5 protein-coding genes are annotated in these 7884 nt (G+C 72.1%); 4 read left to right on the plus strand and 1 reads right to left on the minus strand.

The window, feature by feature from the left end; translation table 11 throughout:
- The first annotated feature begins 26 nt into the window (after window positions 1–26).
- Window positions 27–1082 (plus strand): phenylalanine--tRNA ligase subunit alpha, encoded by a 1056-nt coding sequence (gene pheS / locus AB0M56_RS39105; protein ID WP_364185752.1) that lies wholly within the window; start codon window positions 27–29, stop codon window positions 1080–1082.
- Entirely contained in the window at window positions 1082–3652 is a 2571-nt protein-coding gene (pheT, locus tag AB0M56_RS39110; protein ID WP_364185754.1) for a phenylalanine--tRNA ligase subunit beta, read from the plus strand. Before pheS ends, pheT begins: the two co-directional genes overlap by 1 nt.
- Before the next feature lie 1010 nt (window positions 3653–4662).
- Here pheT and AB0M56_RS39115 read toward each other — a convergent pair.
- Entirely contained in the window at window positions 4663–5352 is a 690-nt protein-coding gene (locus tag AB0M56_RS39115; protein ID WP_364185756.1) for a DNA alkylation repair protein, read from the minus strand.
- A 130-nt stretch (window positions 5353–5482) separates the two neighbouring features.
- Here AB0M56_RS39115 and AB0M56_RS39120 point away from each other — a divergent pair, with 130 nt between their 5' ends.
- The gene (locus AB0M56_RS39120) at window positions 5483–7072 is read left to right on the plus strand and encodes an alpha/beta hydrolase (RefSeq protein ID WP_364185757.1); all 1590 of its coding nucleotides are present in this window, start codon (window positions 5483–5485) and stop codon (window positions 7070–7072) included.
- 214 nt (window positions 7073–7286) lie between these two features.
- Entirely contained in the window at window positions 7287–7763 is a 477-nt protein-coding gene (locus tag AB0M56_RS39125; RefSeq protein ID WP_364185759.1) for a helix-turn-helix domain containing protein, read from the plus strand.
- Window positions 7764–7884 lie beyond the last annotated feature (121 nt).

The following is a 7884-nucleotide window of genomic DNA, read 5'->3' on the forward strand; positions in this document are numbered from 1 at the left end:
CCCGTCCCAGCGGACGCCGAGGAGTCATGTCCGGAGCCACAGACAAGCCGGTCGACGTGCTCGCACCGGAAACCCTGCGTGCGGCGATCAAGGCGGCCGAAGAGGCCTTCGCGGGTGCCACCGACCTGGAGGCGCTCGCCGCCGTCAAGCCGGCGCACCTCGGAGACCAGGCGCCGCTGCTGCTCGCGCGCCGGGCCATCGGCGCGCTGTCCAAGCAGGAGAAGGCCGACGCAGGCAAGCGGGTCAACGAGGCCCGCCAGGCCGCCCAGGCCGCGTTCGACGAGCGCCGCGCGGTGCTGCAGGCCGAGCGGGACGAGCACGTGCTGCGCGAAGAGGCCGTCGATGTCACGCTGCCGTGGGACCAGATCCCGCGCGGCGCCCGGCACCCGATCAGCACCGTGTCCGAGCGCGTGGCCGACGCGTTCATCGCGATGGGCTACGAGGTCGCCGAAGGCCCCGAACTCGAGGCCGAGTGGTTCAACTTCGACGCGCTGAACTTCGGCAAGGACCACCCCGCGCGTCAGCTGCAGGACACGTTCTACGTGGGCGAAGAGGACTCCGGCCTGGTGCTGCGCACGCACACCTCGCCCGTGCAGGCCCGCAGCCTGCTGCACCGCGACCTGCCGGTCTACGTCGTGTGCCCGGGCCGCACCTACCGCACCGACGAGCTGGACTCCACGCACACGCCGGTGTTCACCCAGGTCGAGGGCCTGGCCGTGGACAAGGGCATCACCATGGCCCACCTCAAGGGCACGCTCGACGCGTTCGCGCGCGCGATGTTCGGCGAGAGCTCCAAGACGCGGCTGCGCCCGCACTTCTTCCCCTTCACCGAGCCGTCCGCCGAGGTGGACGTGTGGTTCGAGGAGAAGAAGGGCGGCCCCGGCTGGGTCGAGTGGGGCGGCTGCGGCATGGTCAACCCCAACGTGCTGCGCGCGTGCGGCGTCGACCCCGAGGTGTACTCGGGCTTCGCGTTCGGCATGGGCATCGAGCGGACCCTGCAGTTCCGCAACGGCATCCCGGACATGCGCGACATGGTCGAAGGCGACGTCCGGTTCACCCTTCCCTTCGGAACGGAGGCGTAGTGCGAGTCCCGGTGAGCTGGCTGACCGAGCACCTCGACGTGGGTGACGAGGTCACCCCCCAGGACCTGGCCGACGCCTTCGTGCGGATCGGGATCGAGGTCGACGAGCTGAGCGAGCTCGGCCCCGTGACCGGCCCCCTCGTGGTCGGGCGCGTCGCCGAGATCGAGGAGCTGACGGGCTTCAAGAAGCCGGTGCGGTTCTGCCGCGTCGAGGTCGGCGAGGAGCCGGAGTCCGAAGAGGACACCGCCGCGTCCGATGAGGACGACGACGAGGACGACGACGAAGGCCCCATCGAGAACGAGGGCCCCCACGGCATCAAGACCCGCGGCATCGTCTGCGGTGCCGGCAACTTCGCCGAGGGCGACCTCGTCGTGGTCGCGCTGCCTGGCGTCGTGCTGCCCGGCGACTTCGAGATCGCCGCGCGCAAGACGTACGGCAAGGTCAGCGACGGCATGATCTGCTCCGCCAAGGAGCTGGGCCTCGGCGAGGACCACAGCGGCATCCTCGTGCTGCCGCCGGGAACCGCGAGCCCGGGCGACGACGCCAAGGAGCTGCTCGGTCTGTCCGACACCGTCATCGAGGTCACGCCGACCCCGGACCGCGGCTACGCGCTGTCGATCCGCGGCCTCGCGCGCGAGCTGTCCAACGCGCTCGACGTGCCCTTCGGCGACCCCGCGAACATCGACATCCCCGAGGCCGAGGGCGACGCGTGGCCGGTGCGGGTCGAGGACCCCGAAGGCTGCCCGCGGTTCGTACTGCGCCGTGTGAAGGGCCTCGACGCGACAGCGCCGTCGCCCTGGTGGATGCGCCGCCGGCTGATGCTCGCCGGCATCCGGTCGATCTCGCTGGCCGTCGACGTCACCAACTACGTGATGCTCGAACTCGGTCACCCGCTCCACGCGTTCGCGACCACCGCCATCCAGGGCGACCTGGTGGTGCGGCGCGCGAAGGCGGGGGAGAAGCTGACCACTTTGGACGACGTCGTACGCACGCTCGACGCCGACGACATCGTGATCGCCGACGACTCCGGCGTGATTTCGCTCGCGGGCACCATGGGTGGCGCCAGCACGGAGATCACCCCGGAAAGCACCGACGTGCTCCTCGAGGCGGCGCACTGGAACCCCGCGTCGATCAGCCGCACGGCGCGTCGCCACAAGCTGTTCTCCGAGGCGGCCAAGCGCTTCGAGCGCTTCACCGACCCGGGCCTGTGCGCGGCCGCGGTCGAGCTGGCCGCCAGGCTGCTGCGTCAGTACGGCGAGGGCGCCATCCAGCCCGGCCGCACCGACGAGGGCGGCGTCGCGCCGCTGCCGCCGGTGACCATGCCGATCAACCTGCCCGATCAGGTGGCGGGCGTGCGCTACGAGCGCGGCGTCACCGTCCGGCGGCTCACCCAGATCGGCTGCAAGGTCCAGGTGAGCACCAGCGACGCGGGCATCTCCTCGGTCACCGCGACCCCGCCGAGCTGGCGCGCCGACCTCGTGCAGCCCGCGGACCTCGTCGAAGAGGTGCTGCGGCTCGAGGGCTACGAGAGCATCCCGTCGGTCCTGCCGGCGGCGCCCGCGGGCCGTGGTCTCACCGAAGAGCAGAAGCGCCGCCGCGGTGTCGCCCGTGCTCTGGCCGAGGCGGGTCACGTCGAGGTCCTGCCCTTCCCGTTCGTCGGCGACTCGGTGTGGGACGCCTTCGGCCTGCCCGAGGACGACGTGCGCCGCAAGACCGTTCGCGTGCGCAACCCGCTCGAAGCCGACCACGACCGCATGTCGACGACGCTCTTGCCCGGCCTGCTCGACACGCTGCAGCGCAACGTGTCCCGCGGCATGAAGGACGTGTCGCTCTTCCACATCGGCCAGGTCGTGCTGCCGAAGCCGCACCAGCTGAAGGTGCCGGACCTCGGCGTCGAGCACCGGCCGAGCGACGAAGAGCTCGCCGTGCTGGAAGCCGCCGTACCCGCCCAGCCGGTGCACGTCGCCGTCGTGCTCACCGGCCTGCGCCGCCGCGCCGGCTGGTGGGGCAAGGGCGAGCCCGCAGGCTGGGCCGACGCCGTCGAGGCCGCTCGCCTGGTGGCCAAGGCCGCCGGCGTGGAGCTCACGGTGCAGGCGGCCGACCTCCCGCCGTGGCACCCGGGCCGCTGCGCCCAGCTGCGCGTGGGCGACTGGCCGGTGGGCCACGCGGGCGAGCTGCACCCCAAGGTCGTCGAGGCACTCGGCCTGCCGCCGCGCACGGTCGCCATGGAGCTCGACCTCGACGCCATCCCGCTGCCGGACTCCCGCCCGGCGCCGAGCGTCTCGGCCTACCCGCCGGTGCTGCTCGACGTCGCCCTGGTCGCCGGCTCCGACGTCCCGTCCGCCGACCTCGCCGAGGTCCTGCGCTCGGGCGCCGGCGAGCTCCTCGAAGACATCGCGCTCTTCGACGTCTACACCGGCACCCAGGTCGGCGAAGGTAAGCAGTCCCTGGCCTACAAGCTCCGCTTCCGGGCCCCCGACCGCACCCTGACGGTCGACGAAGCCACCAAGGCCCGCGACGCCGCCGTCTCCGCCGCCGGCGACCGCTTCGGAGCGACGCTGCGGGCTTGACTCCCGCAGCCCCACCTGACCGACGTCGGTCCAGCGGGCCGGAGACACCGCCTCACCGCGGAGTTTCCGGCCCACTGCCGTTTCTCCACTGCCGGCTCTCCACTCGGTGCCTGCCCCGGGCGCTCGCCGCTGGTGCCTGCCCCGGCGCCGGTCTCGGGTGCCTGCCGCGACTGCCCGCCCCAGATGGCTGCCTCAGGCGGCTCGGGTGCCGCCTAGGGTACCGGCCTCGGGCGCGCGCGGGGCGCCGGCCTTTGGCGCCTGTCTCCGGTGCCGGCCTCTGGTGACTGCCGCGGGCGCTCGCCGCGAGTGCCCGATCCGGGGCCTGCCTCGGGTGGCCGCCCGGGGTGCCCGCCTCGGGTGCCCCGGGCGGGGCCGGCCTTTGGCGCCTGCCCCGGCCGGCCGCGGGTGCTCGCCGCGAGTGGCCGCCCCGGGTGCTGCGAGTGTCCATCCCGGGTGCCTGCCTCGGGTGGCCACCCAGGTACCGGCCTCGGGTGCCTGTTCCGGGCGCCGGCCTTTGGCGCCTGCCCCGGCCGGCCTCTGGTGACTGCCGCGAGTGCTCGGCGCGAGTGCCCGCCCCGGGTGCTGCGAGCGCCCGTCCCGGGTGCCCGCGGGGAGCGGCCGCCCTGGGTGCCTCGGGTGACCACGCAGGTACCGGTCTCGGGTGCCCGCCTCGGGTCGCGGCTCCGGGCGTCCGCCGCGAGTCGCGACCCGCCTGCTGGTCCCCAGTACCGACGCCGAGTGCCGGCCTCAGCGGCTCGGGCCGCGGTCGTCGTCTCGGCCTCCGTCACGGGATCGCCTGCCTCATCCAGGCTGCGCTGATCGCCCCGCCTCATCCAGGCCTTGCGCTCCGCTCGGCGACACACGGCTGCTGCTGCGCGTCCCGCCTCCGGGGCTCACCCGGTCGCGGGTTCGGCAGCGCACTCGCCGTACCGTCATCGGCTGCTGATGCCGCGCCTGGCGGCTCCTGCTCTGTGCCTGGTCTCTCCCATCCCTTCGGTCGTGGATCGCTGTCAGGTCAGGTTCTTCACAGCCTCCCGTGTGGACAGTGGTGACAGCCCCGGGTGGTCGCGCACGAAGGAGCGCACCCAGTCCGGATCCGTTTTCGCGTGGTCGCGCAACGCCCAGCCGATGCCTTTCCGCAGAAAGAAATCCGGGTCAGCGCTGTTGGCTTCGATCGCCGTCGTCAAAAGGGTGCGGTCGACGTCCGTTTTCGCCGACACCTGGCAGATGACCGCGGTGCGACGCCGCCAGCGGTCGACGTCGGTGGCCCAGCGCAGTAGCACCGGCGTGACTTCCGCGCGGTACTCACGCAGGATCGGCCCGATGCGGCGGATCGCGACCTCGTCGACGAAGTCCCACCACGCACCGTCCACGATGAGCTCCTCGTAGAGGCCGAGCAGGTCCGGGTCCTGCCACCGCCGGTACGCGCGGTGGCCCGACAGGTCGATCGCCGCGTAGCGCTCCTCGCGGAATTCCGCCTCGCGCCACAGGGCGAGCACGGTCGTTGAAAAACTCACCCGATCGGGCAGAACGTGAGCGGCGAGGACCTCTTTCATGAGCGCGGCGCGCCCGGGTTTGGCCACCCCGCGATACGGCATCATCGACTTCATGTAGGCCTGCATGGCGGGCGCTTTCCCCGGGTCCGCCCGGGCGGCGAGTCCGGTTCGGACAGCCGAGATCAACGCCTTGTCCATACCCATCCGCGTTCACCTCCACCGCGCCGGCCACCGGCGGGCGACGGCTGGCGCAACTCGTGTCGTGCGAGGAGATTGTTCCGGGTTGTCGGTAGTTTCGACCAATTCGGGTAACCCGCGAGCGAAGAGGGCCACCGTGAAGAAAATCCTTGCCGTCCTGGCCGCCGCGGGTGTCGCGGTCGGGACGATGGCCGCCGCGCCGGCGGCCACAGCTGTGCCGGGGGCGGCGAAGCCGGGCTACACCCCGCCGTCGATCAGCTGGGGGCCGTGCCAGACCACGAGCCTGAAGAACGCCGGTGCCGAGTGCGGGTTCCTCGTGGTCCCCATGGACTACGCGAAGTCCTCCGGCACCAAGGTGCAGGTCGCCGTGTCGCGGATCAAACACAAGTCCGCGCAGTACCAGGGCGTGATGCTGGTCAACCCCGGCGGCCCCGGCGGTTCCGGGCTCGGGCTCTCGGTGCTCGGCCAGTACGTGCCGGATGGCGCCGGCGAGAGCTACGACTGGATCGGCTTCGACCCGCGCGGCGTCGGCTCCAGCAAGCCGGCCGTGACGTGCGACGGTAGCTACTTCTCCTACGACCGCCCGCCGTACGTGCCTTCGACGCCGCAGCTCGAGCGCACCTGGCTCGCCAAGGCCAAGGGCTACGCGAAGGCGTGTGCGAAGAACGGCGCCATCCTCGACCACATCAAGACCACCGACGTCGCGCAGGACATGGACAGCCTCCGCGTGGCGCTGGGGGAGAAGCAGATCAACTACTACGGCTTCTCCTACGGCACTTACCTCGGCCAGGTCTACAGCACGCTGTACCCGAAGAACGTGCGCCGCATGGTGCTCGACGGCAACGTCGACCCAGGCAAGGTCTGGTACCAGGCCAACCTGGACCAGGACGTGGCCTTCGACCGCAACATCAAGATCTACTTCGGCTGGCTCGCGAAGTACGACGACCTCTACCACCTCGGCAAGACCGAGGCCGCGGTGGAGAAGCTCTGGTACGACCAGCAGAAGAAGCTCGACCGTTCGGCCGCCGGTGGCGTGATCGGCGGCGACGAGTGGACCGACGTCTTCCTGCAGGCCGGCTACTACGTGTTCGGCTGGGAGGACGTGGCCAAGGCGTTCGACGGCTGGGTGCACCGCGGCGACTGGCAGACGCTCAAGAACCTCTACGACGCCTCCAACCCGCCCGGGGACGACAACGGGTACGCCGTGTACAGCGCCGTCCAGTGCACCGACGTGCAGTGGCCGGCCGGCTGGAACCGCTGGCGCCTCGACAACTGGACGACCTACTTCCGCGCTCCGTTCGAAACCTGGGGCAACGCGTGGTTCAACGCGCCCTGCCGCGACTGGCCCGCCAAGGCCGGCAAGCCGGTGAAGGTCGACGGCGGCAAGGTCGGCGGGGTGCTGCTCATCAGCGAGGAGCTCGACGCGGCGACCCCGTACGCGGGCAGCCTCGCCGTGCGCAAGCTGTTCCCGAAGTCGAGCCTGATCAGCGCCCCCGGCGGCACCACGCACGCCGGCTCGCTGTCCGGCGTCGCCTGCGTGGACGACAAGGTCGCCGACTACCTCGCGACCGGCGCGCTGCCGAAGCGCACCTCGGGCAACCACTCCGACGCGCAGTGCGACCCGGTGCCACCGCCGGTTCCCGCGGCCGCGAACCCGCAGCAGAAGAGCGAGGCACCAGCTCCAGCCCACGCCCAGGCCGAAACCGGTGCGCTGTCGCACTTCTGATCCCTTCCTCCCAGTGCCCCGGTCCGGTCCGCCGGCCCGGGGCACCCTTTGTCTGTGCTCCGGTACTGATCCGTGCCCTTCCACCGATCCCCCTCGCTCGCTGTTCGTGATCGCTCGAGGACGCTACGACAGGAGTCTGACAATTTCGGAGCGCAGCCGTCCGGGCACGGGCCGTGAGCGGATTCTGTCGGGGGTGGGCGCTACCTTCGCCGCCATGACGATCATCGAAGAGCACCGGACCGAGGTCCGGGCCGGAAACGTCCAGTATCAGATCGCCGTCGTCGCCCGCCCGGGCGAGACGGCCGAGCAGCGCCGCGTCACGGTCACCGTGGGCGGCGAAGGGCCCGACGGAGAATCCGTCGTGCACGGCAGGCTCGACCTCGACACCACCGTGGTCCCCGCGGTGGCCGACCTCCTGGCCGGCAGCCTCCACGCCTTCGCGGGCGGGCCGCGCCGAAGATCGGGCGAACGGCCCGCGCAGCAAGGGAAACCGTGGAGTGCCGAGCTCGATGCGGAGCTGGAGTCCGCGTGGCTCGCGGGCGACACGGTCGCCGAGCTGGCCCGCCGGTTCGAGCGCACGGCGGGTGGTATCCGCTCCCGCCTGCCGCGCGTCGGCTGCGATCCGGAACGGCCGGGGCACCACCTGCCCGCGCCGCCGAGCCTGCGCGGGTCCGCCGAGGGGGAGGAGTGAGCAGCCGTGGCCCCCGCGCCCCGGGGCGCCGGGCCCGCCCCCCGCGGGGCCCCCGCTGGGGGGGAGCGGGGACCATAACGGCGGCCCCCCCCCCGGGGGCGCGGCAAACGCCCGCGCGACC

Origin of the sequence: Amycolatopsis sp. NPDC051372, assembly GCF_040682095.1 — a bacterium.
In the GTDB taxonomy this organism is placed as follows: domain Bacteria; phylum Actinomycetota; class Actinomycetes; order Mycobacteriales; family Pseudonocardiaceae; genus Amycolatopsis.

Excerpts from the sequence above, each read along its gene's own strand:
- pheS (WP_364185752.1), top strand. The coding sequence starts at position 27 with ATGTCCGGAGCCACAGACAAGCCGGTCGACGTGCTCGCACCGGAAACC.
- AB0M56_RS39115 (WP_364185756.1), bottom strand. The coding sequence starts at position 5,352 with ATGGGTATGGACAAGGCGTTGATCTCGGCTGTCCGAACCGGACTCGCC.
- AB0M56_RS39125 (WP_364185759.1), top strand. The coding sequence starts at position 7,287 with ATGACGATCATCGAAGAGCACCGGACCGAGGTCCGGGCCGGAAACGTC.